This is a genomic window from Amycolatopsis sp. NPDC003731 (assembly GCF_053586895.1).
Genome location: NZ_JBSFNC010000064.1, coordinates 21,183 through 48,147, shown reverse-complemented (window position 1 = coordinate 48,147; position 26,965 = coordinate 21,183). Strand labels below are relative to the sequence as shown.

The 26,965-nt window shown below is 72.2% G+C and carries 22 protein-coding genes and 2 pseudogenes; 14 read left to right on the top strand and 10 right to left on the bottom strand.

Annotated elements, in window-relative coordinates:
- Positions 1-50: 50 nt before the first annotated feature.
- Complete coding sequence (gene eno, locus ACWDN5_RS25410) at positions 51-1,334, bottom strand: phosphopyruvate hydratase (protein WP_310973674.1); 1,284 nt, start codon at positions 1,332-1,334, stop codon at positions 51-53.
- 74 nt (positions 1,335-1,408) lie between these two features.
- Entirely contained in the window at positions 1,409-2,512 is a 1,104-nt protein-coding gene (locus ACWDN5_RS25405) for a sensor histidine kinase (protein WP_310973673.1), read from the bottom strand.
- Here ACWDN5_RS25405 and ACWDN5_RS25400 point away from each other — a divergent pair.
- The 8 genes and pseudogenes from ACWDN5_RS25400 to ACWDN5_RS25365 all read left to right on the top strand — a co-directional run bounded on the left by ACWDN5_RS25400 (position 2,469) and on the right by ACWDN5_RS25365 (position 10,659).
- Positions 2,469-3,016: pseudogene (locus tag ACWDN5_RS25400) on the top strand (GTP-binding protein). The gene ACWDN5_RS25405 and the pseudogene ACWDN5_RS25400 overlap by 44 nt on opposite strands.
- Entirely contained in the window at positions 3,013-3,876 is an 864-nt protein-coding gene (locus ACWDN5_RS25395; protein WP_449678000.1) for a hypothetical protein, read from the top strand. The pseudogene ACWDN5_RS25400 and the gene ACWDN5_RS25395 overlap by 4 nt, the downstream one beginning before the upstream one ends.
- 163 nt (positions 3,877-4,039) lie before the next feature.
- Positions 4,040-5,557 carry a cellulase family glycosylhydrolase gene (locus ACWDN5_RS25390; protein WP_449677999.1) on the top strand — a complete coding sequence of 506 codons (1,518 nt, stop codon included), beginning with the start codon at positions 4,040-4,042 and terminating at the stop codon, positions 5,555-5,557.
- Positions 5,558-5,680: 123 nt separating this feature from the next.
- The gene (locus ACWDN5_RS25385) at positions 5,681-6,517 is read left to right on the top strand and encodes a serine hydrolase (RefSeq protein ID WP_449678004.1); all 837 of its coding nucleotides are present in this window, start codon (positions 5,681-5,683) and stop codon (positions 6,515-6,517) included.
- A gap of 196 nt (positions 6,518-6,713) precedes the next feature.
- Complete coding sequence (locus tag ACWDN5_RS25380; protein WP_449677998.1) at positions 6,714-7,865, top strand: thioester domain-containing protein; 1,152 nt, start codon at positions 6,714-6,716, stop codon at positions 7,863-7,865.
- A 193-nt stretch (positions 7,866-8,058) separates the two neighbouring features.
- Positions 8,059-8,886 (top strand): AraC family transcriptional regulator, encoded by an 828-nt coding sequence (locus ACWDN5_RS25375; RefSeq protein WP_449678003.1) that lies wholly within the window; start codon positions 8,059-8,061, stop codon positions 8,884-8,886.
- Between the two features lie 73 nt (positions 8,887-8,959).
- Positions 8,960-9,799 (top strand): dioxygenase family protein, encoded by an 840-nt coding sequence (locus ACWDN5_RS25370; RefSeq protein ID WP_449677997.1) that lies wholly within the window; start codon positions 8,960-8,962, stop codon positions 9,797-9,799.
- A 113-nt stretch (positions 9,800-9,912) separates the two neighbouring features.
- On the top strand, positions 9,913-10,659 hold the full coding sequence (locus tag ACWDN5_RS25365) for a thioesterase II family protein (RefSeq protein ID WP_449677996.1): 747 nt from the start codon (positions 9,913-9,915) through the stop codon (positions 10,657-10,659).
- A gap of 34 nt (positions 10,660-10,693) precedes the next feature.
- On the opposite strand, the gene ACWDN5_RS25360 is transcribed toward ACWDN5_RS25365, so the two are convergent.
- Positions 10,694-11,767 (bottom strand): glycoside hydrolase family 19 protein, encoded by a 1,074-nt coding sequence (locus ACWDN5_RS25360; RefSeq protein WP_449678002.1) that lies wholly within the window; start codon positions 11,765-11,767, stop codon positions 10,694-10,696.
- Positions 11,768-12,044: 277 nt separating this feature from the next.
- Complete coding sequence (locus tag ACWDN5_RS25355; RefSeq protein WP_310973662.1) at positions 12,045-12,293, bottom strand: hypothetical protein; 249 nt, start codon at positions 12,291-12,293, stop codon at positions 12,045-12,047.
- Between the two features lie 172 nt (positions 12,294-12,465).
- Here ACWDN5_RS25355 and ACWDN5_RS25350 point away from each other — a divergent pair, with 172 nt between their 5' ends.
- Positions 12,466-12,783, top strand: coding sequence for a zf-HC2 domain-containing protein (locus tag ACWDN5_RS25350; protein WP_310974180.1), 318 nt, complete (start codon positions 12,466-12,468; stop codon positions 12,781-12,783).
- A 294-nt stretch (positions 12,784-13,077) separates the two neighbouring features.
- Here the strand turns inward: ACWDN5_RS25350 and ACWDN5_RS25345 are convergent.
- The 5 genes and pseudogenes from ACWDN5_RS25345 to ACWDN5_RS25325 form a co-directional block, all read right to left on the bottom strand.
- Positions 13,078-13,122, bottom strand: a pseudogene (locus ACWDN5_RS25345) (hypothetical protein); the annotation flags it as partial.
- A gap of 625 nt (positions 13,123-13,747) precedes the next feature.
- Positions 13,748-14,392, bottom strand: coding sequence for a hypothetical protein (locus tag ACWDN5_RS25340; protein WP_449677995.1), 645 nt, complete (start codon positions 14,390-14,392; stop codon positions 13,748-13,750).
- 264 nt (positions 14,393-14,656) lie between these two features.
- Positions 14,657-15,064: a hypothetical protein gene (locus ACWDN5_RS25335; protein WP_449677994.1), complete on the bottom strand. Its 408-nt coding sequence runs from the start codon at positions 15,062-15,064 to the stop codon at positions 14,657-14,659.
- A 43-nt stretch (positions 15,065-15,107) separates the two neighbouring features.
- Positions 15,108-15,977, bottom strand: a complete 870-nt coding sequence (locus ACWDN5_RS25330) for an oxidoreductase (protein ID WP_449678001.1) — start codon at positions 15,975-15,977, stop codon at positions 15,108-15,110.
- Between the two features lie 454 nt (positions 15,978-16,431).
- Positions 16,432-17,616, bottom strand: coding sequence for a glycoside hydrolase family 3 N-terminal domain-containing protein (locus tag ACWDN5_RS25325; RefSeq protein ID WP_449677993.1), 1,185 nt, complete (start codon positions 17,614-17,616; stop codon positions 16,432-16,434).
- A 775-nt stretch (positions 17,617-18,391) separates the two neighbouring features.
- On the opposite strand from ACWDN5_RS25325, the gene ACWDN5_RS25320 reads away from it, so the two are divergent.
- Genes ACWDN5_RS25320 through ACWDN5_RS25300 form a run of 5 tightly spaced genes read left to right on the top strand, consistent with a single transcriptional unit; the run spans position 18,392 to position 23,322 of the window.
- A complete protein-coding gene (locus ACWDN5_RS25320) occupies positions 18,392-18,970 on the top strand; it encodes a helix-turn-helix transcriptional regulator (RefSeq protein WP_310973654.1) in 579 nt (192 codons plus the stop codon).
- 7 nt (positions 18,971-18,977) lie between these two features.
- On the top strand, positions 18,978-20,225 hold the full coding sequence (locus tag ACWDN5_RS25315; RefSeq protein WP_396136961.1) for an ABC transporter substrate-binding protein: 1,248 nt from the start codon (positions 18,978-18,980) through the stop codon (positions 20,223-20,225).
- Positions 20,226-20,231: 6 nt separating this feature from the next.
- Positions 20,232-21,128, top strand: coding sequence for a carbohydrate ABC transporter permease (locus ACWDN5_RS25310; RefSeq protein WP_449677992.1), 897 nt, complete (start codon positions 20,232-20,234; stop codon positions 21,126-21,128).
- Positions 21,125-21,949, top strand: coding sequence for a carbohydrate ABC transporter permease (locus ACWDN5_RS25305; protein WP_449677991.1), 825 nt, complete (start codon positions 21,125-21,127; stop codon positions 21,947-21,949). Before ACWDN5_RS25310 ends, ACWDN5_RS25305 begins: the two co-directional genes overlap by 4 nt.
- Positions 21,946-23,322 (top strand): GH1 family beta-glucosidase, encoded by a 1,377-nt coding sequence (locus tag ACWDN5_RS25300; protein WP_449677990.1) that lies wholly within the window; start codon positions 21,946-21,948, stop codon positions 23,320-23,322. Before ACWDN5_RS25305 ends, ACWDN5_RS25300 begins: the two co-directional genes overlap by 4 nt.
- Here ACWDN5_RS25300 and ACWDN5_RS25295 read toward each other — a convergent pair.
- Positions 23,281-26,907 carry a BTAD domain-containing putative transcriptional regulator gene (locus tag ACWDN5_RS25295; RefSeq protein WP_449677989.1) on the bottom strand — a complete coding sequence of 1,209 codons (3,627 nt, stop codon included), beginning with the start codon at positions 26,905-26,907 and terminating at the stop codon, positions 23,281-23,283. The genes ACWDN5_RS25300 and ACWDN5_RS25295 overlap by 42 nt on opposite strands.
- Between the last annotated feature and the right edge of the window lie 58 nt (positions 26,908-26,965).

The following is a 26,965-nucleotide window of genomic DNA, read 5'->3' as shown; positions in this document are numbered from 1 at the left end:
GTGGTAAGGCGGGTTCTAACCCGCCTTACCACTCACGACCGGCCGCGGTCTCAGCGCCGGCCGCTGATCGTGGTCGCCCCGGCGTAGCGGGCCTCGGCGCCGAGCTCCTCCTCGATGCGGATGAGCTGGTTGTACTTGGCCGTGCGGTCCGCCCTCGACAGCGAGCCGGTCTTGATCTGGCCGCAGTTCGTGGCCACCGCGAGGTCGGCGATCGTCGTGTCCTCCGTTTCGCCGGAGCGGTGGGACATCACCACCGAGTAGCCCGCCTTGTGTGCCGTCTCGACCGTGGTCAGGGTTTCGGTCAGGGTGCCGATCTGATTGACCTTCACCAGGATCGAGTTCCCGATGCCGCGCTCGATGCCGTCGTTCAGCAGGTTCACGTTGGTGCAGAAGACGTCGTCGCCGACGAGCTGGACGCGGTCGCCGATCGTGTCGGTCAGCTGCTTCCAGCCGGCGTAGTCGTCCTGGGCCAGACCGTCCTCAATGGACACGATCGGGTAGCGGGCGGTGAGCTCGGCGAGGTAGGCGACGTGCTCTTCGACGCTGCGCTTGCGGCCTTCGCCGGTGTAGTCGTACACCTCGCCGGTGTAGAACTCCGACGCCGCCGGGTCGAGCAGCAGGGCGATGTCCTCACCGGGCGTGTAGCCGGACTGCTCGATGGCCCGCAGCACGAACTCCAGCGCTTCGTCGGCCGAGCTCAGGTTGGGCGCGAAGCCGCCCTCGTCGCCGACGTTGGTGCTGTGCCCGGCGTCGTGCAGCGACTTGCGCAGTGTGTGGAACACCTCGGAGCCCATCCGCACCGCTTCGGCGAACGTCGTCGCGCCGACCGGGCCGATCATGAACTCCTGGAAGTCGATCGGGTTGTCCGCGTGCGCGCCGCCGTTGATGATGTTCATCATCGGCATCGGCAGCAGGTGCGCGAACACGCCGCCGGCGTACCGGTACAGCGGCAGCCCGTTGGCGGCCGCGGCCGCCTTGACCACGGCGAGCGACACGCCCAGGGTGGCGTTCGCGCCGAGCCGGGCCTTGTTCGCGGTGCCGTCCAGCTCGACCAGCGCGCGGTCGACCGTCGCCTGCGCCTCGGCGTCCAGGCCCACGATCGCCTCGGCGATCTCGGTGTTGACGGCGTCGACGGCCTTGCGCACGCCCTTGCCGTGGAACCGCGTCTTGTCCCCGTCCCGCAGCTCGACCGCTTCCCGGGTCCCGGTGGAAGCACCGGAGGGCACCGCGGCCCGGCCCCGCGAACCGTCCGCCAGTTCGACGTCGACCTCGACGGTCGGGTTGCCCCGGCTGTCCAGCACTTCACGGCCCTTGACACCGACGATGGCAGTCATCGCACTCCTCGTGAGTTCGTCGAGCGGGAGCGGCGCCACGGTGAGCCGCGAGACGAGGCGAGGCTAGCAGAATTTCACTGAATCGATCCCGAACAATTTTTGCCCCGGCGGGCGGGGAGCCGGACCGTGACGAGGAGGCCGCCGTCCGGACGCGGTGCCAGCTCCAGCATCCCGTCGTGGGCCCGGACGATGCTGTGCACGATCGCCAGCCCGAGGCCGACGCCGTCGTGCTCGTCGGTGCGCGTGCGCGCGGTCCCGCGCTGGAAGGGCTCGGTCAGCGTCGGGACCAGCTCGGGCGGCAGCGGCCGCCCGGTGTTCTCGACCAGCAGCACGCTCGCGTAGCGCCGGCGTTCGGTGTGGACGGTGACCGTGCCGTCCGGCAGGTTGTGGACGATCGCGTTCTGGACGAGGTTCACCGCCATGCGCAGGAGCAGCGCGGCGGACCCGGTCGCGTGGACCGGCTCCCCGGTGACGTCCAGCTCGATCCGCCGCTGTTCGGCCAGCGGCAACAGCGTTTCCGCGGCTTCTTCGGCGACGAGGGAGAGGTCGACGGCCTCGCGGGTGAAGTGCCGCCGGTCGCTGCGGCTGAGCAGCAGGAGGGCCTCGGTGAGGTCGATCGCCCGGGTGTTCACCGTGCGGAGCCGGTCGACGAGCTCCTCCCGGGGATAGTCCGGGTCCTGGCCGGCGACGTCGAGGATGGCCTGCGAAATGGCCAGCGGCGTGCGCAGCTCGTGGGAGGCGTTCGCGGCGAACCGCTGCTGCTCGCCGACCTGGGATTCGAGCCGTTCGAGCATGGTGTCGAAGACGTCGGCGAGCTCGCGGAACTCGTCGGAGGGGCCGGTCAGGCGGATGCGGTGGGACAGCGAGCCGTGCGCGGCCAGCCGGGCGGCGTCGGCGATCCGGGTGAGCGGGCCGAGCATCCGCCCGGCGAGGAGCCAGCCGCCCAGGACACCGAACACGAGCAGGAAGCCGAGCGCGGTGGCGGCGGCGGGCGCGAACGTGCGCACGAGCAGGTACCGGTTGGGCGCGATCCCGAGCAGGCCCTGGTCGTTGTCGGGCACGTACCGCAGCAGGGACGCCCACACGACGGCGAGCAGCACCGCGCCGGCGAGCAGGAGGAACCCGGCGTAGCTGATGGTCAGCTTCAGCCGCGCGCTGAGCCCGGGGCGCCTGTTCACGAGCCGTGAGGGTAGGCCGGACGGGATATCGCGGGCATATGCGGTTGATCCGTACCGGCGCGGGATCACGATCAGCACCGGCGTGGTCTCCTGCCGGGCCGGCGACCGGACGGTCACCGTCATCGACACGCCCAGGCACGCCGAATTCGTCGCCGAGGTCGAACGCGCGTGCCGACGCTGGTGTTCGTCAACAAGCTCGACCAGCCCGGCGTCGATGCCGCCGGGGTGCTCGACGAACTGCGGGCGAAGGTGTCCCACGCGATGGGGCCGGCCGCCGAGGCCGTTCGTGACCAGGTGACGGCCGGTGCGGCCTACCCGGTGTTCTTCGGCTCGGCCATCAGCGGCGCCGGCGTGCCCGAGCTCATCGCCGGGATCGTCGACTTCCTGCCCACGGCGGTGCCGGGCCCCGAGCTCCGCGCGACCGTCTTCAAGATCGAACGCGGCCGCGGCGGCGACCGGATCGCCTACGCCCGCATGCACGGCGGCGACGGATCACGGCGATGACGCTCGCCGGCGCCAAGGTCACGTGCGCGGGTGCGGGCGACCTGGTCCGGCTCTCGGGCCTCGGGGACGTCCGCGTCGACGACCGGCTCGGTTCCGCGGACGGCGTGGCGGGCGCCGGGCTGTTCCCGCCGCCCGGGCTCGTTTCGGTCGTCACCGCGCGGCCCGGCGAGGAAACCCGGCTGCACCAGGCGTTGCGGGAGCTGTGCGACCAGGACCCGCTGCTCGGTCTGCGGATCGATCGCGGCGGCCTGTCGGTGCGGACCTACGGCGAAGTCCAGATCGAGGTGCTCCTCGAGCGCCTGCGCGAGGAGTTCGGGCTCACCGCCCGGTTCACGCCGCCGGAGCCGATCCATGTCGAAAAGCCCGTCGGCGCCGGGGAAGCGGTCCAGTTCCTGGACCGGCTCGGCCCGGCCGTCGAACGCGGCTCGCTCCCGCGGGCCTTCCACACGGCCATCGAGCAGACGGTGTACCGCGCGGCGGGGTGCGGCCCACACGGCTGGGAGGTCACCGACTGCGTCGTCACCCTGACCCACTCGGGGTTCCAGCCGCTCAGCACGGCCGGCGGGTTCCGCGAAGTCACCGCGCGGCTGCTGGCGCTGGCGCTCGCGCGGGCGCGGACCCGCGTGTACGAGCCGGTGGACCGGTTCGACATCGAAGTGCCCGAGCACGCGGCCGGGGCGGCGCTGATCGCGCTGGCCAAGCTGGAGGCCGTCTGCGGGCCACCACTGGTCGAAGCCGGGGTCGCCCGGCTGAGCGGCACGCTCCCGGCCGCGGGCTTCCGGCGCCGATTGCCCGCCCTCGGCCAGGGCGAAGCCGTCTTCACGGCCGAACCCGGCGGCCACCGCCCGTGGCGGCCGTAGGGGACTCCAGGCGGCGGAGACGCCTGCGGTCGTCGGGTGAACGCGCCCGGCGCTGTTCGGCCCCATTCCCGGCGTTGGTGATTGACAACCCGGGGCCGGGCAGCGACGGTGTGACGGCGTCTGGGAACGCTCCCAGAGGCTCACTTCGCCGAAGGGAGTGCCGATGTGGGGAAGAGCCGGGAAACGTCCTGCCGCGCTCGCGGTGGCGGGGCTCGCGGTGGCCGCCGGGGTCGTCACGTCGACGACGGCGGTGTCGTCCGCGCGTGAGTCGAGCGCCGCGTTCGCCTGCCGCGTCACCTACTCGGCCAACGACTGGGGAAGCGGGTTCGGCGTCACCGTCGGGATCGCCAACGTCGGCTCCGCGGCGGCCGACGGCTGGACGCTGACCTACTCCTACGCCGGGAACCAGACCCTCCAGCAGGGCTGGATGGGCACGTGGACGCAGTCCGGCAAGCGGATCACGGTGAAAAACGCGAGCTGGAACGGCGCCATCCCGGCCGGCGGCTCGGTCAGCACCGGCGCGAACTTCTCCTACAGCGGCACCAACACCACCCCCACCGACTTCGCGGTCAACGGCGCCGCGTGCACCGGAACCCCGCCGACCACGGCGACCACCCCGATCACCAAGCCGACGACGACCACCTCGACCCCGCCGCCGCCCGGCCCGGCGCCCGCGCTGCACGTCTCGGGCAACCAGTTGCTCACCGCCGACGGCCGGACCTACCGGCTACTCGGCGTCAACCGCTCCAGCGGTGAGTTCGCCTGCGTGCAGGGCAAGGGCATGTGGGACAGCGGCCCGGTCGACCAGGCTTCGGTCGACGCGATGAAGGCGTGGAACGTCCACGCGGTGCGGATCCCGCTGAACGAGGACTGCTGGCTCGGCCTGTCCGGCACGCCCAGCGGCGCCTCCTACCAGCAGGCGGTCAAGGACTACGCGAAACTCCTGGAGGCCAACGGGATCAACCCGATCCTGGACCTGCACTGGACGCACGGCCAGTACACCGGGACGTCGTCGGCGTGCACCGACGTCAACGCCACCTGCCAGAAACCGATGCCCAGCCGGCAGTACACGCCGGCGTTCTGGACCCAGGTCGCCACCGCGTTCAAGGGCGACGACGCCGTGGTGTTCGACCTGTTCAACGAGCCCTACCCGGACGCGGCCGCCAACTGGTCCGACGCGGCCGCCGCGTGGAAGTGCCTGCGCGACGGCGGCACCTGCACCGGGATCGGCTACCCGGTCGCGGGGATGCAGGAACTCGTCGACGCCGTCCGCGCGACCGGCGCGAAGAACGTGGTGATGACCGCCGGCCTCACCTGGACCAACGACCTCACCCAGTGGCTGGCGTACAAGCCCGTGGACCCGGCGGGCAACCTGGTGGCGTCCTGGCACAGCTACAACTTCAACGCCTGCGTCACCGTGTCCTGCTGGGACAGTCAGATCGGGACGGTCGCGGCCCAGGTCCCGGTGCAGGCCGGGGAAATCGGGCAGAACAGCTGTGCGCACGACTACGTCGACCAGGTGCTGGCCTGGCTGGACGCGCACCACCTCGGGTACACGGCCTGGACGTGGAACCCCTGGGGCTGCAGCGGCGGTAACGTGCTGATCGAGGACTACGCGGGCACGCCCACCAAGACCTACGGCGAGGGGTACCGAGCCCACCTCCTGACGGTCGACCCGTGACGGGCCGGTGGTCGCCGCGGCCCGCCGGCCGGGCCGCGGTGACCGCCGGTGCTCGCCCCGGCGAGGTCGTCCGTGCGAGTCTGCACGGTGGACACACCCGCTCGCCGTCACCCGGGGGACTTCATGGGCAAGCTCCTGCTCGCCGCGCTGCTCGCGGCCTTCGCGCTGGGCCCGTCGCCCGCGCCGCCACCCCGGCCTCCGGCGTCGCCGCCGGACGCCGGTGACCCGTTCGGCGCGGACCTGCGGGCGCGGATCGCCCGGGCGCAGGCCTACGCCGACAGCCGCCCCGGGGTCACCGGGATCGTCCTGCGGGACCGCTCGACCGGCGCCGTCTACCGCAGCCCGGCCGCCGGCACGCTGATCTGGGCCTGCTCGACGCCGAAGCTCGCGATGGCCGTCGACCTGCTGCTGCGGTCGGACTCCGGAACGGTCACGCTGTCCGCCGAAGATCGCGACCTGATGCACCGGATGCTCCATTCGAGTGACGACGACGCGGCCCAGGTGTTGTGGACCCGTTATGGCGGCGAAACCGAATTCGGCCGTCGATTTCCGGCATACGGGATGACCGACATGCGGTTCAGCGACCGGCACCCGCACCACTGGGGCTGGATCCGCACCACGGCGGACGACCTGGACCGGCTGATCGAATACGTCCTGACCCGGATGCCCGCCCGGCACCGCGACTACCTCGTCCGGGAACTGCGCACCGTGGACGGCAACCAGCAGTGGGGCGTCTGGGGTGCCGGGGCGGCCGCGCACCCGGGTAACAAGAACGGCTGGTCGGATGACAACGACGACGGTTCGTGGATCATGAACTCCGTCGGTTTCGCCGGTCCTGACGAGCGGTACGCCCTGGCGCTGATGAACGACACGCGGGTGATCGCCGGCGGCGACGAGGTCGGCAAGGAGACCACCACGAAGATCGCCGGAATCCTGTTCGAAGGGTATTTCGGCGCCTGAAATCTGGGCCTCTTTCAGGGGATTTCTCCGGCGATTCGTGTTTATGGGGGCACCGTGCGTAGCTCTTGTGTGGTCTGTGTATGCTCCGATATCGCTTGACCGGGTGATCACTCACCCGAATCAGTGGCCGCCGTGGTCGGGGATGGTGATCCCACGGCGCCCCTAACGGCGTGGTTCGGGCTCGGATAGGAGATTTATGCAGGTCAGGTCAGCTCTCGTGCGTGGCGGGATCGCGGTGCTCGCCGCGGCCGCCGCGGTCATGGTCAGCGCCCCCTCGGCCCTCGCGGACGACGGCGCCGCGCGCGGCCGCGTCGTCGAGGACGCGGGCACGGTCGGCTACCGGATCAACCTCGAAGGCGGCGGCGACTACATCGCGAAGCTGTTCGGCTTCAAGCTGTCGGACGGCAAGACGCTCAAGCTCTACTGCGTGCAGATCACCGTCGGCATGCGCACCGACGTCGACATGGTCGAGACGCCCTGGAACAAGTACCCGGCCGCGAACTCGCCGTTCAACAAGAACAGCGACAAGATCAACTGGGTGCTGCACCACGGCTACCCGGGCGTGAAGCTCACCGACATCGAGGCCGCCCTTGCCAAGCAGGGCGTCAAGGTGCACGACGGTGTCTCCGAGCGCGAGGCCATCGCCGCCACGCAGGCCGCGGTCTGGCACTTCAGCGACGGTGTCAACCTCAACCTGACGAAGCCGCTGGCCGAGAACAACCCGGCCGAGGCCAACGCCGACGTCGCCGCGCTGTACAGCTACCTGATCGGCGACCAGAACAAGGGCATCGGCGAGCAGCCGAAGCCGACCCTGAACATCGCGGGGCCGAAGACCGAGGGCAAGGCCGGCACCAAGATCGGCCCGTTCCAGGTCGCCACGTCCGGTGACATCACGTCGCTGACCACCGAGCTGCCCGACGGTGTCAAGGTCACCGACGCCGACGGCAAGGAGCTGAAGACCGCCGACGTCAAGGACGGCAGCAAGCTGTTCGTCGACGTCCCGGCCGGCGCCAAGCCGGGCAACGGCTCGTTCTCCCTGAAGGCCTCCGGCGAGCTGGACACCGGCCGCCTGTTCGTCGCGGAGAACTACGCGAAGAAGCCGGCGCAGTCGCTGATCGTCGCCGACTCGGAGAAGACCCAGGTGGCCGCGAAGGCGACCGCGTCCTGGACCGAGGCGGGCGCCCCGACCACCACCGCGCCGAGCACCACGCCCGGTGGCGCGCCCTCCGGTGGTGGCGACCTCGCCAACACCGGTGTCGACGCCGCGGTTCCGTTCGGCATCGGCGGCCTGCTGCTCGGCGGCGGCGCGCTGATGCTGCTGCTGAACCGGCGCCGCAGCCGCGCCTGATACGTACCACCGAGCGGGGCTGGTCCACTGTGGACCAGCCCCGTTCCGCTGTCCGGTATCCGACGATCGGATTGCGATCATCGGGGCAAAACGGCCGAATCGCCGTCGGATTGGTCTAGACTTTTCGGCCATGCGCGGTACGACCGTTCCGCCCGGCACGCCCTGCCGGACCCCGCGGCCGGGGGAGCTGCCGATGCACCGGCTGGAGGTTCCCGCCCCGCACGCGCCGCCGTTCGCCGTCGGCACGTTCGACGCGATCGGGCCGCTGTCCCGCGCGGACTTCCCGCACCGGCACACTTTCCACGAGCTCGTCCACGTCACCGGCGGCACCGGCGCGCACGTCGTCGACACCGCGCGCTGGCCGCTGCGGCCGCCGCACTTCGGCGTCATCGCGCCCGGGCAGGTGCACCAGTGGGCCGGCGTCCGGGGGCTGACCGGGCACCTCGTGCTGTTCACCGACGACTTCCTCCTCGACCACCCGGCCGACCGCGAGCTGCTGCGGCGGCTGAGCGAACGACCGTGGCTGCACCTGGACGAGCACGCCGACGCGCGGGTCGCCCGGCTGATCGCCGACCTGGAGGACGAGTACCGCCGCGGCGGTGAGGGCACGGAGTCGGTGCTGCGGGCGCTGGTGCACGTCCTGGTCGTGCGGGCGGGCCGGCTGCTGGGCACGCCGCCGCCCGCGCCCGCCGGTGTGGTGGCGGCGGAGTTCGTCCGGCGCACCGGCCGCCCCGGGCCCGGGCCGTGGTCGGTGCGCGCGCACGCCGAACGCCTCGGCGTCACCCCCGGCCACCTCACCGAGGCGGTGAAGGCCGCGACCGGCCGCACGGCCGCGCAGCTGCTGCGCGAAGCCAGGATCCGGGAGGCGCAACGGTTCCTGCTCCGGACGGACCTCACCGTCCGGCAGGTCGCGAGCCGCGTCGGCTTCGCCGACCCGGCCTACTTCTGCCGGTTCTTCCGCCGCGAAACCGGGCTGAGCCCCGGTGCCTTCCGGCGCGGCGGGGAGAAGCACCACGACTGACGGGTCCAGTCCATCGCCGCCCGCCCGGTGCCTGCCTACGTTCGAGGGATCCCCCACCCACGAGGAGCCAGGCATGGACGAGGAAAACCAGTTGAGCCGCAAGACGGTGCTCAAGGCCGCGCTGGCCGCGGGCGTCGCCGCGCCGGTCGCGCTGATCGGCGGCCCGGCGCTGGCCCGCGCGAACGCCGTCGGCGGCACGGCACCGGAGCTGACCCCGGCCTGCCACGACGGCGACGAGCCGACGATCGAGCAGACCGAGGGCCCGTACTTCAAGCCGAACTCGCCGGAACGGACCAACCTCGTCACACCCGGCACCCAGGGCACCCGGCTGACCGTGACCGGCTACGTCTTCGGGCGCGCCTGCCTGCCGATCAACCGCGCGCTGCTGGACTTCTGGCAGGCGGACGTCAACGGCGCCTACGACAACACCGGCTACACCTTCCGCGGGCACCAGTACACGAACGCCCAGGGCGCGTTCACGCTGTCCACGATCGTCCCCGGCCTCTACCCGGGCCGGACCCGGCACATCCACGTCAAGGTGCAGGCGCCCGGCCGGCCGATCCTGACCACGCAGCTCTACTTCCCCGGCGAGCCGCGCAACAACACCGACACGATCTTCGACGCCCGGCTGCTGATGACGGTGCGGGACAACGGCTCCGCGAAGGAAGCCGCCTTCGACTTCGTGCTGAACGTCCCGCAGACGCCGACGTCGACGCGGCCCACGTCGACTTCGACATCGTCCCCGCCGACTTCGTCCACGCCGCCCGGGGGGACGTCCTGGGCGGTGGGTACGGCCTACCCGGCGGGCGCCCGGGTCACCTACAGCGGCCGCGGGTACGTCTGCCTGCAGGCGCACACCGCGCAGCCGGGCTGGGAGCCCCCGGCCGTCCCGGCGCTGTGGCGGGCCGAGTGAGGCCGCCCGGCTGACCGGGAACCGGCAGGCCCCGGCCGCATCCCGGGGCCTGCCGCCGGTACTGCGCACGTTAGGGGTCGACGCCGGTCCGGCGGCCTGCCAGATTGGGGACCATGACGATTTCCCTCGACGCCTCCGAGTGGGTCCGGCGCTTCCACCCGGCGCCGTCCGCCGCGGCGCGGCTCGTGTGCTTCCCGCACGCCGGGGGAGCGGCGAGCTACTTCCACCCGGTGTCGGCGGCGCTGGCGCCGTCGGTGGAGGTGCTGGCCGTGCAGTACCCGGGCCGGCAGGACCGGCACGCCGAGGCCCCGGTGGACGACCTGTTCGTGCTGGCCGACCGGCTGGCGGACGTGCTCGCCCCGGAGATCGCCGGGCCGGTGGCGTTCTTCGGCCACAGCATGGGCGCCAGCCTGGCCTTCGAGGTCGCCCGGCGGCTCGAAGCGCGGGGCACGAAGCTGCTCACCCTGTTCGTCTCGGGCCGTCGCGGGCCGTCGGCCCACCGCGACGAGCGGGTCCACGAAAAGGGCGACGAAGAACTGCTGACCGAGGTCAAGCGGCTCGGCGGCACCGACGCGGCGGTGCTGGACGACGAGGACATCCGCAACCTGGTGCTGCCCGCGCTGCGCAGCGGCTACAAGGCCGCGGAGCTCTACCGCTACCGTCCCGGCCCCGACGTCGGCTGCCCGATCGTGGCGCTGGTCGGCGACGCGGACCCCAAGGTCACCGAAGCCGAGGCGCGCCAGTGGGCGGAGCGGACGTCGGCGGGCTTCGAGCTGAAGACGTACCCGGGCGGCCACTTCTACCTGAACGACCACGCGGCGGCGGTCATCCGGCTGATCGCGGACCGGCTCGCCGGCTGAGCGGGCGGGGCCGTGACCCCGCCCGCCCGCGGGCTCAGCAGTACAGGTTGGCGCCGGGGTCGACGCCGAGGACCGCGGTGATCTGGCGGTACTTGTCGACGCGGCTCTGCACCTGGGCGGGGTTGCCGCCGTTGCATTCGATGGAGCCGTTGATGCTGCGGATGGTCTCACCGAAGCCGCGGCCGTTGACCATCGCGTTGTGCGGGGTCATGGAGCCGGGGCCGCTCTGGGTGTTCCAGTACCAGAGCCCGGTCTTCCAGGCGACGGCCGAGTTCTGCTCGACCTGCCACGGGTTGCCGAGCAGGTCGATGCCGAGCGCGTCACCCGCGGCCTTGTAGTTGAAGTTCCAGCTCAGCTGGATCGGGCCGCGGCCGTAGTAGGCGGCTTGGCCGGCCGGGCAGCCGTAGGGCTGGTTCCAGTCGCAGTAGTGCGGGTAGTTGGCGGTGTTCTGCTCGACGATGTAGACGAGCCCGCCGGTTTCGTGGTTGACGTTGGCGAGGAAGGCCGCGGCCTCCTGCTTCTTGACGGTGTCGCTGCCGGTGTTGGCGAAGCCGGGGTAGGCCGAGAGCGCGGCGGTGAGGCCGCTGTAGGTGTAGAAGGAGTTCCGGCCCGGGAAGATCTGGTTGAACTGGGCTTCGCTCACCACGAACGCGCCGGGGTTGCCGGGATCTGTGCCGCCGCCGCAGCTGAAGGGCTCCCAGTACCAAGTGCTGATGACGGGGTCGTAGCCCGGGTTGGCGTTCTTGGCGCGGTAGTAGCCGCCGTTGGTGTAGCGGACGACGGCGCCGACGTCGTACCACTGCCCGGCCACCCAGTTCGGGTAGCTGCAGGTGGTGCCGCCCCCGCCGTCACAGCTGTAGGGCTCCCAGTACCAGGTGCTGATGATGGGGTCGTAGCCCGGGTTGGCGTTCTTGGCGCGGTAGTAGCCGCCGTTGGTGTAGCGGACGACGGCGCCGACGTCGTACCACTGCCCGGCGACCCAGTTCGGGGCACTGCACGCGGCGGCGGCCGCCTGAGGTGCCTGCCCGGTGGCGGCGGGTACGCCGAACACGAGCCCGGCAACGGCGGCGACAGCGGACAGGACCGCGACAAGACGTCTTCTCAAGATTCGCTCACTCCTTCGGCCACGACGGAGTCCGGGCGCGGGGGCGCCCGGTGTCGGAGGGGGTGTGCTCATCCGGCCAGACGAGGGTGACACCGGTCACTAGAGCAGATTGGTCTAGTCCAGTCAAGATTGCCGGGGGCCGCGGGCAAGGGTTGTGCGCGAAGGTCCCTTCCGGTGAACCGCCTCCCGGTGTGGTCACGGCGAAGGCGTCCGGCTCTCGGGTGCGGGCGTGCCGCGGGGCGGGCGACGCGGCACCGGAGCCGCGTGCCCGCCCGGCACGTCACCGCGCTTGCGGGATCTTCACCTGCATGGCCGGGGCGACGTGCAGGATGCGCTGCAGCCTCGCCCGGCCCAGCCGGTGGAGCATCTCCCCGAGCTCCTCCGGCGCGATGCTCCCTTCGAGGTCGATCCGCGTCGTCCGGACGACGCGGTCGATCTCCGAGGCGGGGAGCCGCCCCGCGAACTCCCCGGCCAGCCACACCCCGACCTCGTCCACGACGTCGTCCGCCCGGTGGCTCCGTACGGTCATCGCTCTCCTCGTTTCGGATCGCCTTCTTGCCCAGGTCGAAGCGGGGAAATCCCGGTCCGACGCCAGTCCGACGAGCGAGCCAGGGACCCATGACGCCGAATCGGCGAAGTTCGTGGCACAAAAGCTTTCCGTGTTCGGACGGGTGAGGTGCGTGACCATTGCCGTCACTCACATGGGCTGTTTGCCCTCGGAAGTTGTCGGCCGTTCGGGTAGAAATCCGCGGAACTCCGCCGAGGACGCGTCCATCTCAGGACTCTGGAGGCATCGGGTAGTGCGGGCGTTCCTCACGGGACGCGGAACGGAGACGCGATCCATGGGCCGGTACGACCGGACCGACCTCGGGGCGTACAGCCTGGGGTTGCTCGACGCCGCCGAGGCGGCCCGGGTCGAGCGGCACCTCGCGGCGTGCCCGGACTGCCGCCAGGAGGTCCGGGAGTTCGAAGCCGTCCGCGGCCTGCTCGACCACCTGGTCGAGGTGAAGTCCACTTAGGACTTGTGCGCCGTTCCGCTCAGCGTGAGTCGGCCGCCTTGACCGTCCGCAGCAGATGGCCTCCAGCGCTCCGAGCCGGTGCGTCAGGTAGTGGTGCAGTGCGGCGGCGTCCGGGCACAGCGCCTGCGCCACCCGGTCCAGCTGGGCCGGTGCGACCGCCATCCACAGCAGCGCCTGCGTGGTCGCGCCCAGCGGCTCCGGATCGATCTCCAGGTCGAAGAACACGGTGCCGTCCGCCTGGAGGCCGGCCAGGCGGCGCGCGACGGTCGCCGCCGACCAGCCGGTCGCCGTCGCCGGCTCGGCCAGGCCCGCGCGGCCGTCACGCTGCAGCGCCGCCATCAGAGCGGCGTCGTCCCTGGTCAGCGGCTTGCCCGGGCCGTCGTGGCCCGGGGTGAGCGCGGCGATCTGGGCCGCGTCGAGGGCGTTGGCCCGGCCCAGCCACGCCATCGGGCCGCCCAAGTACCGGTGCAGCAGCTGGTGCGCCGATACCGCCGTGATGCTCGCCGTGCGCGGGATGTCCCGCAGCAGCAGCGCGTGGTCGCTCGCCGCCGGCGTGTGGACGTTCACGCAGATCTCCGTGCCGGCGGTCAGGCGGACCATCCACTCGGCCTGGCCGGTCCGCTGCGGGTCCGGCAGGCCGACGACGCGGAGCGACGCCTCGGCCCGGAGCCGGCGGCAGCGCCGCGCCACCGTCTCCGTGGAGACGCCGACGACGTCCCCGATCCTGGTGAACGGCGCCCGGTCGAGGTGCAGCGCGTTGCAGGTCGAAAAGCAGGGTGGGCGCCGAACGAAAGGAGTCCCGTGCCCACCCCGCTGCCGTTCGCCGCCTTCCTGATCACCGGCGGCCGGCTCGGCGACATCCTCGGCCGGGCCAAGGTGTTCAAGCTCGGCGTGACGGGCTTCGTGCTGGCGTCGCTGGCCTGCGCGGCGGCCCAGGACGCGGCGGCCGCGCTGATCATCGGCCTCATCCGCGCCCTCTTCGACGGCGGCGATCTCGCGAAGGGCCCTGGGCACGATCGGCCCGATGATGGGCCTTTCCGCGGTCACCGGGCCGCTGCTCGGCGGGCTGCTGACGCAGGCGATCTCCTGGCGGGCGGCGTTCCTCGTGAACGTCCCGCGCGGGCTCGCGGTGCTGATCGCCGCGCGGCTGCTGCGGGAGGACCGCGCGGCCACCCGGCCGCGGCTCGACCTCACCGGCACCGCGCTCGTCGTCGCCGGCGCCGGGTTGCTCGTCTACCCGCTGAACGACCCGGCGGGGACGAACTGGGCGCTGCTCGTGGCCGGCGCCGCGCTGCTGGTCGTGTTCGGCTTCCAGCAGCGCCGCGCGGCCGCGCCGCTGGCCGAGCCTCTTCACCCACGGCGGGTTCCCGGCCGCGCTCGCCGGGTCGCTGCTGTTCTTCGCGGTGATGACCGGCCTGACGCAGGTGGTGCCGATGCAGCTGCAGCTGGGGCTCGGCGCCGACGTCCGCACCGCGGGCCTGACGCTGCTGCCGCTGTCGGTGGGGCTCGCGGTGTCGTCGTCCGTCGCCGGCGCCCGGCTGGTGCCGAAGTTCGGCCCGCGCGTGATGTTCGCCGGGCTGGCGCTCCTGCCGGCCGGGGTCCTCGCCATGGCGGCCGGCGGGGCTGGGCGCGTACCCGTGGGCGCTGGCGCTGTGCGGGCTCGGGATGGGGACGTTCACGGTGCCGTTCTTCACCGCGGCCCTCGACCGGGTCCGCCCGCACGAGACGGGCTCGGCCGCCGGGCTGCTCAACGCGGTGCAGTAGCTCGGCGGCGCCCTCCTCGGCGGGCTCTACCTCGGCACCGGCACGGCCACCGCGGCGCTCGGCCTGGGTGCCGCGCTCGCCGTGGCTGCCGCGGTGGCGGTTGTGCCGCTCAGTAGTCGTCGCGGCCGGTGAACTGCTGCTCCAGCAGCTCGGCCGCGCCGGCGACCAGCTCGAGCGGGTCGGTGAACTCGTTGATGTCGAGGTTGATCAGCGGCAGCGAGTGGCGGAGCACGACGTGCTCGCCCATCACCGCGAGCCCGCCGACGACGATCGCCTCGCCGACCTCGGTCAGCACTTCCAGGAGGTCGACCTGCTCGTGCCGCGCGAACGGCGTCGCGATCTGCACCCAGTCCTCGCGCTGGTCGAGGATCTCGCGGGCGATCACGACGATCTGCGCCCGCTGTTCGGTGTCGGGATCGTCGCCGAAGACCAGGCGGATGCGCAGTTCGTCGGGCTCGTCGCGCACCACCCGGTACGACTCCCTGATGTACGCGACCAGATCGCCCCACTCCGCCACGGTTGCTCCGTTCTCGTGCTTGTCCGGGCGCTCAGCGTAGCGATCAGGCGGCGCCGATCCGGTCCAGATCGGCGAGAACGTCCGCGGGCAGTTCCAGTTCGGCGGCGGCGAGGTTCTCCCGCAGGTGCGCGGGCGACGACGTCCCGGGGATCAGCAGCATCGACGGTGACCGCCGCAGCAGCCAGGCGAGCGCGACCTGCATCGGCGTGGCCCCGGCCCGCGCGGCGCAGTCGTCGAGCAGCCCGGACTGCAGCGGGCTGAACCCGCCGAGCGGGAAGTAGGGGACGAAGGCGATCCCCTCGGCGGCGCACTTGTCGACGAGGGGATCGTTCTCGCGGTGGGCGACGTTGTAGTGGTTCTGCACGCAGACGACGGGCGCGATCGCCTTCGCTTCGTCGAGTTGCTCGGCGCTGACGTGGCTGAGGCCGAGGTGCCGGATCAGCCCTTGTTCTCGAAGCTCGGCGAGCACCCCGAACGGTTCGGCGATTGACATCGGGACGGGGTAGTCACCGGCGGCGTTGCTGAGCCGCAGGTTGACGACGTCGAGCGCGTCGACGCCGAGGTTTCGCAGGTTGTCGTGCACGGCTTCGGTGAGGTCCGCGGCGGACAGGGCGACCGGCCATCCCTTGTCGGCGCTCCGCCGCGCCCCGACTTTCGTCACGATGACGAGCGACTCGGGGTAGGGGTGCAGAGCTTCCTTGATCAGGGCGTTGACGGTGTGCGGGCCGTAGTAGTCACTGGTGTCGAGATGGGTGACCCCGCGTTCGACGGCTTCCCGCAGCACGGCGACGGCCGTGTCGCGGTCCTTCGGCGGCCCCCACACACCAGGTCCGGCCAGTTGCATGGCGCCGTAACCCATGCGCGTCACGGAAAGTTCGCCGCCGAGGGTGAAGGTGCCGCCGAGGTTCGCCATGCCGCTCCTTGCTCCGGGTGCCATCGCGGAAAGTCTAGCTACGGCTGGCGTCCCATTTCTGTCGGTGCCGATCGGTAGCCTGTAGATCGGGGGCTGCTCACGACGCCTGGCTGCTGTTTCCTTTGTGGCGCAAGGGAAGCGGCTTGGCGACTTGCCCGCCGATGTTCACCCGATTCAGTGGTGATCTTCGAACGCGCGTTCGGTACCGTCGTGGGTATGGCGACAACGATTCCTTCTGCACAACCGAAAACGCAGCCGCTTCTCCGCCGGCCGGGCAAGGCGCTCCCAGGCCGACGGCAAGGATTGCGCGGCCGGGTTCCCGATCGCGCCGGAGTCCGGCCGCTCGGCGGTCCGGTTACGCGTGCGTCCGGCGCGGATTTCGGCTTCTGGCAACAGATCCCGCTTCCTGGCGAGCCACGTCCTCGGGCGAGGCCGTCCAGGGGCAGGCCGGATCTCAGCAGAGGCCCTTGCCCCGCAGCACCCGCGCGACCGAATCCTGCACCCGCGGTTTCGGCAGTTCCCCGCTCTGCACGGCCTTGGCCAGCCGGTCCAGCACCTCGTCCACCCGCCCTCCGGAGGACCACAACGCCTCGTCCGCGCCGGCCTGCAGGGCCTTCAGCACCGCCTCGGGCAGCGGGTACTGCGCGGTGATCGCCTTCATGGCCCCGAGGTCGTCGGTCACCACCGGCCCGGTGAACGCGAACTCGCCGCGCAGCAGCCGGTACGCGGCCGGCGAAAGCGAGGCCGGCACGCCACCGGTCAGGTCCGGCACGTCGAGGTGGCCGACCATCACGGCGACCGGCCCGTAGTCGGCCAAGCCGCGGTACGGCACGAGGTCGACCGCGCGCAGCTTGTCGAGCGGCGGCGTGACCACCGTGCCCTTGTGGGAGTCGCCCGAGCCGTGGCCGTGGCCGGGGAAGTGCTTCAGCACCGGCTGGATCCCCGCGTCGCGCAGGCCCTCGGCGAAGGCTTTCGCGTACGTCTTCACCTTGGCCGGGTCGGGGCTGAACGACCGGTCACCGATGACGTCGTCGTCCGGGGCGTTCGTGACGTCGGTGTCCGGGGCGAAGTCCACGGTCACCCCGCGGGCGCGCAACTGGCGGCCCCGCTCGGCGGCCAGCGCCCGGACTTGGTCGGGAGACTTCGTCTCGGCCATCGTCCGCGCCGAGGGCAGGTCACCGTCGAGGTCGTCGATGCGCTGGACACGGCCGCCTTCCTCGTCGACCGACACCGCCACCGGCACCCGGGCGACGGCCTGCACCGCGTCCAGCGAGCGATCTTTCAACAACGCTGTTGCGTTACCCCCGATGAAGATCCCGCCGACCTGGTGTTCCCGCACCAGCGAAACGGTCGCCGCCGGGTTGTCCCCGGACACACCCACGACGACCAGCTGCGCAACCTGGGCCCGAACATCAAGCCCGGCCGCCATTGACGCGCAGTCGCCCGGCCGCGCGAGCTGGGAGGTAGGAGCGGACGCAGCAGGAGGAGAAGCCGCCGGAGCAGGAGCCGGCCGAGTGGAATTGGAGGCCAGAGGCACGGCCAACCCGGACACGACCCGCGGTTGCAGGCCCGCGACCAGCAGACATCCGGCCACGATGGAGAACGCCACCCCAAGGGCAGCAAGACGTCGGCGGTTCATCGGTCCCTTCACTAGTCCGTGTGCCCCCCGACCGTAGTCGACGCCCCAACTCGGCGACGTAAAGAACGGCCCCGCTGCCCCGGCCTGACGACCGCGGCCGGATCCCTGCGGCCGCGACCAGCGTGCTCAATGCCGTGACCAGCACCCCGCCGCCTCACGACCGCAGGCCGCAACGCCCCAGCTGGCCCCGCCGGCCACAACCAGCGTGCTCGACCCCGTGGCCAGCCACCACGCCGCCATCGAAGCCGCCTCCGCTGCCCTGCCTCGCGACCGCGGGCCGCAACGCTCCAGGTGGCCCCGCCGGCCACAACCAGCGGGCTCGACTCCCTTGACCAGCCATCCCGCCGCCGTCGAGGCGGCCCCCGGGCTGCCCTGCCTCGCGACCGCGGGCCGCAACGCTCCAGCTGGCAGCGCTGGCCGCGAACAGCGTGCTCGACTCCTTGACCAGCCATCCTGCCGCCGTGGAGGCCGCCCCCGCTGCCCGCGATCGCTGGCCGAAAGGCGACAGCAGGCCCGGCCGGCCACGAGCCGCGCTCAGCCCCATGGCCAGCCACCCCGCCGCCATCGAAGCCCTCCTGCCCCGTCCTCGCGACCGCGGGCCGAAACGCGACAGCGGGCCCCGCCGGCCACGACCAACGTGACCAGCCACCCCGCCGCCATCAAACAGCCCAACTTCACGGCGTGAAGAATGGCTCCGCCGCCGTTAGAGAATTCGTGAAGGCGGCCTCAGCAGACTGGTCCGAGGCAGGCGTTGTCGTGGGCTGAGGAGGGTTCGATGGACCAGGTGCGAGTGGCCGCGTGGGCGTCCGACCCGATTGCCCTGACCGGGCTGATCAACCACCTGAAGTCCCGCCCCGAACTGCTGGTCCTGCCGCGGGCCCGCCGGGGTGAGGCGGCCGTTCTCGTGTTCGCCGTCGGGGAGGTCGACCGGGAGGCCGTGGCCGCTCTGCGGGCCGCCTCTGCCGAGTCTCCCGCCGCTATTGTGCTGGTGGCCGGGCGTGTCGATCCGGCGCACGTCGGCCTGCTCGCCGACTGCCACGTCTCCGCCGTGCTGCCGCGGACCGCGCTCGATCGGGTCACCGGGAGCGTGCTCGCCGCCGCTCGGGGGCGATCCGCGCCGCTGCGTGAGCAGGTCGAGGCTCTCGCCGATGAACGCGGTGGGGCGGCACTCACGCCGCGCGAGGTGGATGTGCTTCGCCTGATGGCCGAAGGCTGGGACACTGCCGAGATCGCGGGAAAGCTCTGCTACTCGGAACGGACCGTGAAGAACGTCATCTACGCCATGACCAACCGGCTCAACCTGCGCAACCGGCCGCACGCGGTCGCCTACGCCGTGCGGGCCGGTGTGATCTGAGGAAGCCCTGTTGCGAACGATCGCCATCCTGGTCGCCGCGTTGATCCCGCTCGCCGCCTGCACTCCGGGTGACGCCGGGGGGAAGACCGAGCTCACCATCGCGACCTTCGGTGAGTTCGGCTACGCGCCCCTGATCGCCGAGTACGAAAAACTGCACCCGGACATCACGGTGCAGAACCGCGTCACCGACTTCGACACGCACCACAAGGGCCTCGCGACCCAGCTCGCCACCGGACGCGGTGCCGCCGACGTCGTCGCGATCGAAGAGCAGTACATGCCGCAGTACCGGAAAGCGAAGGACAAGTTCGCCGACCTGGCCGGCTTCGGTGCCCGCGAGCTGGAAAAGCAGTGGGTGCCGTGGAAGTGGGCGCAGGGCACCGACGGCGCCTTCGTGCTGGGCCTCGGCACGGACATGGGCAGCCTCGCCCTCTGCTACCGGCGCGACCTGTTCCAGGCCGCCGGCCTGCCGACCGACCGCGACGAAGTCGCGAAGCTCATGCCGGACTGGGACGCCTACGCCGCCACCGCCGAGCGGTTCACCAGCAAGACGCCGAACGTGAAGTTCGCCGACTCCGCCGGCACCGTCTACACGGCGATGCTCAACCAATCGCCGGAAAACTACTTCTCCCAGCGTGACGACTCCTTCATCGCCGACCGCAACCCGAGCGTGCGCACCGCTTTCTTCCTCTCCGGCGGCCTCGCCGCGAAGGGGCAGACCGCGGCGGCGACCACGTTCACCCAGGCGTGGAACGTGGCGATCAAGCAGGGCTCCTTCGCCACCGTCGCCTGCCCCGCGTGGATGCTCAGCCAGATCAAGGAAGCCGGCGGGGACGCCAACCGCGGCAAGTGGGACGTCACCACCGTGCCCGGCAAGAGCGGCAACCAGGGCGGCTCGTTCCTGACCGTCCCGAAGCAGGGCGCGCACCAGAAAGAGGCGTACGAGCTCGCCCGCTGGCTGACCGCCCCGGAGCAGCAGAAGAAACTCTTCCTCTCCGACGGCATCCTGCCCAGCGAGCCCGGGGTGTACGAGGATCCGCAGGTCGTCGCGCACACCGACAGTTACTTCGGCGACGCACCGACCGGGCGGATCTTCGCCGCTTCGGCCGACCAGCTGCGTCCGAACTACCGCGGGCTGCGCGACGCCGACGTCCGGCCGGAGTTCGGCCGAGCCCTCGGGCGGATCGAGGAGAAGACCGACACCGTCGAGCAAGCTTGGACGACCGCCGTCCAGCAGGCCCAAGCCGCCCTGAAGTAGCCGCGCGTGCAGCACCGCCTCGACCGCAAGGTCACGCCGTTGCTCTTCGTCGCGCCCTTCTTCGCCCTGTTCGTCGTCTTCGGGGCCTTCCCGCTGCTGTACACGGCGTGGGTTTCGCTGCACGACTGGAACCTGCTCGAAGGCGACCGGGGCGGCTTCGGCCTCGCCAACTACGGCGACCTGCTCACGGATCCGCACTTCTACAACGCGCTCGCCAACACCGTCTCCATCTTCCTGCTCGCCGCCATCCCGGAGTTCCTGCTGGCCCTGGGCATCGCGGCGCTGCTCGACCGGCCGCTGCGGGCCGCGACCTGGTGGCGCACCGGGGTGCTGCTGCCGAACGTCGTGTCCGTCGTCGCCGTCGGGCTGGTCTTCGGGCAGCTGTTCAGCCGCGACTACGGCGTCGTCAACGAGGTCCTCGGCTGGTTCGGCGTGGCGCCGGTCAACTGGCGGGCGACGACCTGGACGTCGCACTTCGCCGTCGCGAGCATGGTGCTCTGGCGCTGGACCGGCTACAACGCCCTGATCTACCTGGCCGCGATGCAGGCCGTCCCCGGTGACCTCTACGAAGCCGCCGAGCTCGACGGGGCCTCGCGGTGGCGGACGTTCTGGTCGATCACCGTGCCCGGCATCCGGCCCGCGCTGGCCTTCACCGCCATCGCCGGCACGGTCAACGGCCTGCAGCTGTTCGCCGAGCCGCAGCTGTTCGACGCCGGCGGCTCGGCCGGCACCGGCGGCAACGACCGCCAGTTCCAGACGCTGGTGATGTACCTGTACGAAAAGGGGTTCACGCACCTCGACGCCGGCTACGTGGCCGCGCTGACCTGGGTGATGTTCGTGATCTGCGCGCTATTCGCGCTGGTCAACTACCGGCTGGTGCGCCGGTTCGTGAGGTCGGCGTGACGGCGCGGCGGCGGCCGGGCGGCTGGGTGTACGCCGCGCTGACCGGGGTGCTCGGCGCCTCGATCTTCCCGCTGTACTGGTCGTTCGTCGTGGCCACGCGGGACAACTCGGCGATCGGGGAGACGTCGCCGCTGCTGCTGCCGGGCGGGAACCTGCCCGAGAACGTGCGGCGCGTCTTCGACACCGTCGACTTCTGGCTGGCCATCGGGAACTCGCTGATCGTCGCGACCACCGTCATGGTGTCCAACGTCGTGCTGGCGAGCCTCGCCGGGTTCGCCTTCGCGCGGCTGAAGTTCCGCGGCCGCAACACGCTGTTCCTGCTGGTCGTCGGCTCGGCGATGGTGCCGGCACAGCTCGGCGTCATCCCGCTGTACCTCGTCGTCGGCGACCTCGGCTGGTACGGGCGGCTCGAAGCGGTGATCGTGCCGGCGCTGGTCAGCGCCTTCAGCGTGTTCTGGATGCGCCAGGCGTGCGAGAACGCGATCAGCCCGGACCTCGTCGACGCCGCGACCGTCGACGGCTGCTCGATCCTGCGCACCTACTGGCACGTGGCCGTGCCCGCCCTGCGCGCGCCGGCCGCGGTACTCGCGATGCTGACGTTCATGGCCACCTGGAACGACTACTTCTGGCCGCTGGTCGTCCTCGACCCGAACGAGACGCCGACCGTGCAGGTCGCGCTGTCGCAGCTGGCCAGCGGCTACTACACCGACTACGCGCTGATGCTCACCGGCGCGACCGTGGCCGTCGTGCCGGTCATCGCGCTGTTCCTGCTGCTGGGCCGCCACCTCGTACGGGGCATCGTGAAAGGGGCACCGGTATGACCTTCCCGGCCGGCTTCCGGTGGGGCGCGGCGACCGCGTCCTACCAGGTCGAGGGCGCGGTGTCCGAGGGCGGTCGCGGACCGTCCATCTGGGACACGTTCGCGGCCACCGAGGGCAAGGTGCTCGGGGGCGCGACCGGCGCCGTCGCCTGCGACCACTACCACCGCTACCCCGAGGACATCGGCCTGCTGGCCGATCTGGGTCTCAACGCCTACCGGTTCTCGGTCGCGTGGCCGCGGGTGATGCCGGACGGCCGGACGACGTCCGCGGCCGGGCTCGCCTTCTACGACCGGCTGGTCGACGAGCTGCTCCGCCGGGACATCGTGCCGGTGCTGACGCTGTACCACTGGGACCTGCCGCAGGCGCTCGAAGACGCGGGCGGCTGGCCGTCGCGTGACACGGCGTTGCGGTTCGCCGACTACGCGGCGGTGGTGCACGCCGCGCTCGGCGACCGCGTGCGCCAGTGGACGACGATCAACGAGCCGTTCTGCGCCGCCTTCCTCGGCTACGGCAGCGGCGTGCACGCACCCGGCGTCCAGGACCACGACACGGCGCTGGTGGCGGCCCACCACCTGCTGCTGGCGCACGGCCTGGCGACCCGTGCGCTGGCCGGGCCGGAGCACGAGTTCTCGCTCGCGCTCAACTTCGCCCCGGCGATCGCGGACGGCGACACCCCGGCCCACGCGGAGGCGGCCCGGAAGTTCGACGGCATCCACAACCGGTTCTTCCTGGACCCGGTGCTCGGCCGCGGCTACCCGGCGGACGTGGTGGCGGCCGCGGGCCGGTTCGCCGAGTGCGTCCGCGACGGCGACACGGACGTCATCGCGGCTCCGATCGACTGGCTGGGCGTGAACTACTACGCCCCGGCCCGCGTCACGCCGCTCGAGGACCCGCAGGCGCCGAGCAACTGCCCGCTGCCGACGTTGCGGGGCATGGACGTCCTGCCGGCCCGGCCGCCGCTGACGGCGTTCGGCTGGGAACAGGCCCCGGGCTCGCTGACCGACCTGCTGCGGTGGATCGACGACCGGTCCGGTGGCCTCCCGCTCGTGGTGGCCGAGAACGGAGCGTCCTTCGCCGACACGGTGGTGGACGGCCGCGTGTACGACGCGGCGCGGGTGAACTACTTCATGGAGCACCTGCGGGCGGTCCACGACGCCATCCGCGCCGGGGTCGACGTCCGCGGCTACTTCGCCTGGTCGTTGCTGGACAACTTCGAGTGGGCGATGGGGTACACGCAGCGGTTCGGCCTGGTGCACGTCGACTTCGAGACCCAGCGGCGGACGGTCAAGGAATCGGGCCGCTACCTGGGCCGGGTCGCCATGGCCAACGCGTTACGGCCGGCGGCGGACGGCGTCGGCGACGCCGGAGCGTGACGGCGTCTCCAGCTTGCCCAGCAGCCGGGCCACGTGGGCCTGGACCGTCCGGCGCGGCAGGGACAGCTCGGCCGCGATGTCCGGGTTCGACCGGCCTTCCGCCACCAGCCCGGCGATCCGGACCTCGATCGGCGTCAGCGACTCCCAGCCGTGGCCCGGCCGGATCGGCGAGAACAGCGCACCCCGCCGCACGCCGAGGCGGCGCAGGCGGGTCTCCGCGCGCCGCAGGTCCCAGCGGGCCGCCAGCGCCGTGTACAGCTCGGCCGCCTCCTCGAAAGCCGCGTGTGCCGCGTCCAGCCGGCCCGCGCGGGCCAGCAACACGGCCGCGTCCTCCAGCGCCGAGGCGAGCTCGGGGCGCCGGCCGACCGCGCGGAAGTGCTCGGCCGTCGCCAGCACCGGCGCCGGGTCCTCCTCGATCAGCCCCCGGCACCACGACGCCGCCGCGTGCGCCCGCGCCGGGCGTCGCTCCTTCGCCGCTTCTTCCTCGCACACCGCCAGAGCGCGCCGGGCGCGGTCGAGTTCGTCCTGCTCCGTCGCCAGCCGTACGAACGCCGGCAGCCACTGGTGCCGCAGCATCATCTGCGCGTAGGTCGGGTTCAGGATCGGCTCGAGGACGGCCAGCGCGCGGACCCGGTCGCCGCGCTGCTCGGCCGCCAAGGCGTCGGCGACCAGCAGGAAGTCGAAGCTCTCGCGCTCGGCGCCGGTCGCCGGGGCGTACTCCTCGGCCGCGTCGAGGTGGGCCGCCGCCTGGGCGCGGTCGTCGCGGCGGCCCGCGATCAGGGCCGCGACGCCGTGCAGCAGCAGCGCCGCCGGGCCTGGCTCGCGCAGGCCGTAGAACGTGATCGCCGGGCCGTCCTCGATGACCGTGTCCAGCTCGACCAGCGCTTCGTCCCAGCGGCCTTCCCAATACCGGTGCACCGCGGCCGACACCTGCAGCCCGACCGGCAGCGCGTGCCGCGCCGCGACTTCCCCCGCCGCCCGCAGGGCCTCGCCCGCCTCGGCCAGGCGATCGAGGTTCTGCAGCGTGAAGACGCGGTTGTCGAGCAGGTCGAGGTGCAGGTCCGCCAGCTCGTGCTCGTCGCCGACGGCCTCGATCGCCGCGTCGATGTGGGCGAGCGCGCGGTCGTGCTCGCGGCGCACCGAATCGACCAGCCACAACGACTGCAGCGCGTGCGCGGTCAGGTAGCGGTCGCCGCCGGCGAGCGCCTTCGTCTCGTGCGCGGTCCGCTCCGCGGTGTCCAAATCGGACAGACTGCCGCGCCGGAAGTTCGCCAGCAGCTGCCGGTGCTTGACCCGCCAGAGCTCCGGCACGGCCGGGTCGTCGACCCACGCTGCGAGCGTCGCGACGGCGCCTTCGGTGTCCCCGCGCCGGTGCCGCAGCGCCGCGAGCACGTGCCGCATCTCCTCGACGGCGTCCGGGTCGGTGGCGACGTCGAGGGCCTGCCGCGCCAAGGTTTCCGGGCTGCGTTCCAGCCGGAACAGCACCTTCACCAGCGCCACCAGCAGCGTCTCCCGGCGCGGGTCGGTGGCGGCGGCCGCGGCCAGCGCGCGCTCCAGCAGCTCGACGGCGATCAGCGGGGCCCTGGTCGACACGACCGCGTGGTGCGCGGCGAGCCAGTCCAGCACCCATTCGTCCACTGTGGCCGGTGCCGCCACCAGCTGTTCGGCGACGCGCTTCACCGGCGCGCCGATCCCGGCGAGCGCCTCGGCGGCTTGCCGGTGCAGCGCCGCCCGCGTCCCGGCCAGCAGCCGGTCGTACAGCGCCTGGCGCAGCAGCGGGTGGCGGAACGCCAGCTGCGTCCCGGTGTCGATGAGGACGTTCGCCGTGACGGCTTCCTCCAGCGGTGCCAGCAGGTCCGACGGCCGGGTGCCGAGCACCGCGGCGACGTCGCCGACGGCGAACTCCATGCCCAGCAACGCGCCCCAGCGCAGCACTTCCTGCGTCCGCGCCGTCAGGAAGTCCAGCCGCCGGTCGACCGCGGCGACCAGCGACCGCGGCGCTTCGAACTCCGCCGGGTCGTCGACGTCCGCCTGGCCGCCGCTCACCGCCACCGAGCCGGCCCGGCGCAGGACGTCGACCATCTCCTTGACGTACAACGGGTTCCCGGCACCACGGGCGGCCAGCTCGCGCAGGCCCGGCCCGGGCGGCGCGCCGAGCTGGTCTTCGATCAGCCGGCCGACGTCCTCGCCGGTCAGCGGCGCCAGGTCGAGGACGACCCCGTCCCGCGCCTGGACGCCGCGGCGCAGCTGGGCGAGCTCGGCGCGGTCCGGCGCCGGGCGGGTGGCGGCCACCAGCAGCAGCGGCAGCTGCCGGGTCGCCGCGCAGAGCCGGTGCCAGACCAGCACGGACGCTTCGTCGGCCCACTGCAGGTCGTCGAGCACCAGCACCTGCGGCGACTGCGCGCACAGCTCGTCGACCAGCGCCAGCAGCCGGTCGACGGCGCCGAGCACCGGGTCGGCCGGGCCCCAGCTGCGCCGCGCCGGGCCCTCACCCGCGAGCTCCTTCGCCACCCGCGCGCGCCGCGGGTCGGGCGAATGCGCGTCGATCGCCAGGCACTCCAGCACGACCTGCAGCGGGAACCGGGTGCTCAGCTCGTCGGCGGCCGCCCAGAGCCGCTGGAAACCGGGGCCGTCCGGCAGCGAGGAGGTGAGCAGCGCGGACTTGCCGATCCCGGCGTCCCCTTCGATCCAGACCGCCCGGCCCCGCCCGGCCCGGACGTCGGCGACGAGCTCCGCGAGCTGGGCCGTTTCGGCTTCCCGGCCGAACAGCCGGTGCCCGGTGACGACGACCGGCGCCGCGGGCGCGTCGAGGGCCGGGTCCTGGGCGAGGATCTGCCGCTGGAGCCGTTGCAGCGCGGGGCCGGGTTCGACGCCGAGTTCCGCGACGAGCGTGGCGCGGGCGTCGCGGAAGACGTCGAGGGCGTCGGCGGGCCGTCCGCTGCGGTAGAGGGCGAGCATCAGCGACTCCCGCAGCGATTCCCGCAGGGGGTGTTCGCCGGCCAGCACCGCCAGCTCGGGCGCGAGGTCGAGGTGCCCGCCGAGCGCCAGCACGGCTTCGGCGCGGCGTTCGAGGGTGTCCAGCCGGAGTTCGGCGAGGTATTCGCGGTGCCGTTCGGCGAACCCGCCGGGGACGCCGGAGAGCGCCTCGCCCTGCCAGAGCGCGAGAGCGTCGTCGAGTTCGGTGACGGCCGCCCGCGGATCGCCCTGCTCGAGGTGCCGCTGCGCGCGTTCGCGGTGCCGTTCGAACAGGGCCGCGTCGAGGGCGTCCTCGTCGAGGACCAGGGAGTACCCGGCGGGGTCCGAGACGAGCACGCTGGCCGCCGACCAGCGCGAACGGTCCGGTTCGATGGCCCGGCGCAGCCCGGAGACGTAGGTGTGGACACTGCCTTCGACGCTCGCGGGCGCGGAATCGCCCCAGACGCCGGCGATCAGTTCGGCGCGGGGGACGGGCCGGCCGGCGTTGACGGCGAGCACCGCGAAGATGGCGCGCTGACGGGCGGGGCCGAGGCCGATCTCGGCCGTCCCGCGCCAGGCCCGCAGCGGGCCGAGCACGCCCACCCGCAGGCCGGGGTCTTCCCCTGGCATGTCGTTGCCGTCCCCTCTGGGACTTCGCGTCCCAGACCCCATCCCCCAGGGACATCTC

Bases quoted from the DNA above. Each gene is read 5' to 3' on its own strand.
- ACWDN5_RS25350 (WP_310974180.1), top strand. From the start codon at position 12,466: ATGGGCTGTTTGCCCTCGGAAGTTGTCGGCCGTTCGGGTAGAAATCCG.
- ACWDN5_RS25375 (WP_449678003.1), top strand. From the start codon at position 8,059: ATGCACCGGCTGGAGGTTCCCGCCCCGCACGCGCCGCCGTTCGCCGTC.
- ACWDN5_RS25370 (WP_449677997.1), top strand. From the start codon at position 8,960: ATGGACGAGGAAAACCAGTTGAGCCGCAAGACGGTGCTCAAGGCCGCG.
- ACWDN5_RS25380 (WP_449677998.1), top strand. From the start codon at position 6,714: ATGCAGGTCAGGTCAGCTCTCGTGCGTGGCGGGATCGCGGTGCTCGCC.
- ACWDN5_RS25330 (WP_449678001.1), bottom strand. From the start codon at position 15,977: ATGGCGAACCTCGGCGGCACCTTCACCCTCGGCGGCGAACTTTCCGTG.
- ACWDN5_RS25365 (WP_449677996.1), top strand. From the start codon at position 9,913: ATGACGATTTCCCTCGACGCCTCCGAGTGGGTCCGGCGCTTCCACCCG.
- ACWDN5_RS25295 (WP_449677989.1), bottom strand. From the start codon at position 26,907: ATGCCAGGGGAAGACCCCGGCCTGCGGGTGGGCGTGCTCGGCCCGCTG.
- ACWDN5_RS25385 (WP_449678004.1), top strand. From the start codon at position 5,681: ATGGGCAAGCTCCTGCTCGCCGCGCTGCTCGCGGCCTTCGCGCTGGGC.
- eno (WP_310973674.1), bottom strand. From the start codon at position 1,334: ATGACTGCCATCGTCGGTGTCAAGGGCCGTGAAGTGCTGGACAGCCGG.
- ACWDN5_RS25390 (WP_449677999.1), top strand. From the start codon at position 4,040: ATGTGGGGAAGAGCCGGGAAACGTCCTGCCGCGCTCGCGGTGGCGGGG.
- ACWDN5_RS25355 (WP_310973662.1), bottom strand. From the start codon at position 12,293: ATGACCGTACGGAGCCACCGGGCGGACGACGTCGTGGACGAGGTCGGG.
- ACWDN5_RS25395 (WP_449678000.1), top strand. From the start codon at position 3,013: ATGACGCTCGCCGGCGCCAAGGTCACGTGCGCGGGTGCGGGCGACCTG.
- ACWDN5_RS25320 (WP_310973654.1), top strand. From the start codon at position 18,392: ATGGACCAGGTGCGAGTGGCCGCGTGGGCGTCCGACCCGATTGCCCTG.
- ACWDN5_RS25340 (WP_449677995.1), bottom strand. From the start codon at position 14,392: ATGGCGAGGACCCCGGCCGGCAGGAGCGCCAGCCCGGCGAACATCACG.
- ACWDN5_RS25325 (WP_449677993.1), bottom strand. From the start codon at position 17,616: ATGAACCGCCGACGTCTTGCTGCCCTTGGGGTGGCGTTCTCCATCGTG.
- ACWDN5_RS25300 (WP_449677990.1), top strand. From the start codon at position 21,946: ATGACCTTCCCGGCCGGCTTCCGGTGGGGCGCGGCGACCGCGTCCTAC.